Origin of the sequence: Subtercola boreus, from assembly GCF_003399625.1 — a bacterium.
In the GTDB taxonomy this organism is placed as follows: Bacteria; Actinomycetota; Actinomycetes; order Actinomycetales; family Microbacteriaceae; genus Subtercola; species Subtercola boreus_C.
In genome coordinates, this window is sequence record NZ_NBXA01000089.1 from 1 (window position 1) to 2,684 (window position 2,684).

Annotated in this window: 2 protein-coding genes; both read right to left on the minus strand. The window is 63.6% G+C overall.

The window, feature by feature from the left end; all coding sequences use genetic code 11:
* Positions 1 to 8: 8 nt before the first annotated feature.
* Complete coding sequence (gene istB / locus B7R21_RS19520) at positions 9 to 866, minus strand: IS21-like element helper ATPase IstB (protein WP_116284918.1); 858 nt, start codon at positions 864 to 866, stop codon at positions 9 to 11.
* On the minus strand, positions 863 to 2,539 hold the full coding sequence (gene istA, locus B7R21_RS19525; RefSeq protein ID WP_116284919.1) for an IS21 family transposase: 1,677 nt from the start codon (positions 2,537 to 2,539) through the stop codon (positions 863 to 865). Before istA ends, istB begins: the two co-directional genes overlap by 4 nt.
* Positions 2,540 to 2,684: the final 145 nt, after the last annotated feature.

A 2,684-nucleotide genomic window follows, 5' to 3' on the forward strand; every position in this document is an offset into this window, starting at 1 on the left:
TGGCTATGTCAAGTTGTTTCACTACCAGGGTGACGGCCTGATTCACTACCACCTCGGGTCTGTTGGGTTTGGTGTTGTTGGGTGTGGGCGAGGCGGTAGGAGCGCGTTCCGGTCTCAATGATGGTGCCGTTGAAGGTGAGCCGGTCAACGATCGCCGCGCAAAGCCGCGGGTCGGTGAAGGTCTTCGTCCAGCCGGAGAACGATTCGTTCGACGCGATCGCGATGGAGTTGTTCTCTTCTCTCTCGGTCAGGACTTGGAAGAGGAGCTCGGCGCCCCTTCGGTCGAGTTCCATGTAGCCAAGTTCATCGATCGCGAGGAGATCGACGCGGCCGTAGCGGGCGATCGTGCGGGCGAGGTTTTTCTCGTCGGCGGCTTCGACGAGTTCGTTCACGAGCCTCGTGGCGAGGGTGTATTTAACTCGGAATCCTTTTTCCGCGGCCGCGGTGCCAAGCCCGATGAGGAGGTGCGATTTACCAGTCCCGGAGTCCCCGATCAGACACAGCGGTTGCCCTTTCCGGACCCAGTCGCCGGTCGCCAATGTGTTGATCGTCGCGGGGTTGATGTTCGGGTTCTCGTCGTAATCGAAGTCGCCCAACCACTTATCTCTGGGGAACCCGGCCGCTTTGACCCGGCGGACGGAGGAGCGCCGGTCGCGGTCGTCGCACTCGGCCAATAACAACTCCGCGAGGAAGCCTTGGTAGGACAGCTGCTCTTTCTTCGCCGCTGTGGTGGCTTCGTCGACGACGGCGCGGATGGTGGGCAGCCGGAGCCTACGGCAGGCGCCATCGATGGCTGCGTTCGCTGCTTCCTCGGTCATCCCGCGGCGGCGCCTAAACGTGGTGCTGATACTGACGGGGACGGTCATGATCCTGTTCCTTTCGTCGCGGCCGGAACCGTTTCGGGTGTGGGGCGTTCGGGTAGCCGGAGTAGCTGGTCATAGGCGGTGACGGATGGCAGCGGCCTGGTGTCCGCGGGAAGACCGGCGATGACAGCGGCGGGATCGGTCAGGCGGCGCTGGGTGAGACTGACAACTCTTCGATCACCCTCACGACCTTGAGCGACGGACGGACGGTCCTGTCGACTACCACCCTGGGCTTCATACCGGCGTGCTTCGACAGCGACAACGTCCGCGGTGACCGCGCCGACGCTGAGCGCGGCGCGGATACCGGCCTCGACGTCGTCCGCGGCCATGGTGCGGTGCAGCAGGAGAACATCGATTAATGCGCGGGTCCCGCCGGCATCACCGTCCGTTTTCCGGGCGGCAGCCCAGAACGCGTCGTGGGCAGCAGTGAAGGTGCCCGCTTTCCTGGCGTGGGCCAGCGCCGTTGATCCTTGGAGGGCACCGGGTTTATGGTGCAGGACCTCGAGGTAGTGGTCGAGGTTCACGCTTTGCCCATGAACCTGGACAACCCGGGGATGCTTGGCGATTTCGGTGCGGCCATCGAAGATGATCACCTCCGACGCTCGAAGAGACACCCGGACGGGCCGGCCAATCATTCGGGCGGGGACGGAGTACTTCGCCATCCGCACCGTCACCAACGCCGACCGGTCAACCCTCGGTGTCAACGACAGGCCCGGCTCGAACCGTTCGAACGGCAACGGGGCAAGAAAGGAACGCTCCACCTCGAAGTCTTGCCCGACGGTTCTGATCCTGTTATCGACCCGGCGGGCGTTATCGGCCTCGTCCCAGGCAATGATCTTCTCGTTCAGCTCCGCGAGGGAGTCCACGACCGGCATTGGTGAGAGCCGGTTGCGGCGGAACCGTCCCACTTCACCCTCGATGCCGCCCTTCTCGTGCGCCCCACCGATCCCGGGGAGACAGTAAAAGGGATCGAACCCGTAGTGGGAGCGGAACAGCACCCACCGGGGGTTCTCTGTCCGCCGCCGGCCCGTACCGTAGATCACCGCGGACACGGCGTCGCTGAGGTTGTCGTATTTGATCTGCATTGTCGGGATCCCGCCGAGCGTTTCGAACGCAGCGATGTGGCCCTCGAGGAACGCTTCCTGCCCCGACGTCGGATAAACCCGGTGCACCGCCTTCCCGGAATGAGACAACCGGAACGCGAACAGCTGGCACTTCGTCTTCACTCCGGCGAGCATCACATAGGCGTCCCCGAAGTCGACTTCCGCCTCAGCCCCTGGTGCGTGCTCTTGCGGGACGGACGCATCCTCCGCTCTCCCCGCAGCCGCATTGATCTCCGGCCGACGGCGGGCGACGTAATCCCTCACCGTCGAATACGACAACTGGGTTGCCCCGTGCTCGTCCGCGAGACGCGCGAGAACCCGCCGGGCCGTGTGTCGTTGCTTCCTTGGCGCCGTCAGATCATTGGTAAGCATCTGGTCGATGACGGCCTTGAACGGATCCAACCTCGGCGAGGCACGTTCCGGGACCTTTCGCGGTAAAGGCTCCGCCCTAGCCAAAGCCGCCCGGACCGTTTCCCGAGCCACGCCGTGCCGGCGGGACAGCTCCCGGATCGAGAGCTCCTCCACACGAGCATCGCGTCGGATTCGTGCATACAGATCCACCCTGGACTCCATAACTGCCTTCCACCGCTGACACCACAGGGTCAGATAATCAACGGTGCAGGTGGACGTGAATCAGACCGTCACAACACCCCGGCAAGCCGCCAGGTGGTAGTGAACCAAGCCGTCATCATGGACTCCACTCAAGCTGTCACAGACA

Coding starts and splice junctions, on each gene's coding strand:
- istA (WP_116284919.1), bottom strand. CDS start 2,539: ATGGAGTCCAGGGTGGATCTGTATGCACGAATCCGACGCGATGCTCGT.
- istB (WP_116284918.1), bottom strand. CDS start 866: ATGACCGTCCCCGTCAGTATCAGCACCACGTTTAGGCGCCGCCGCGGG.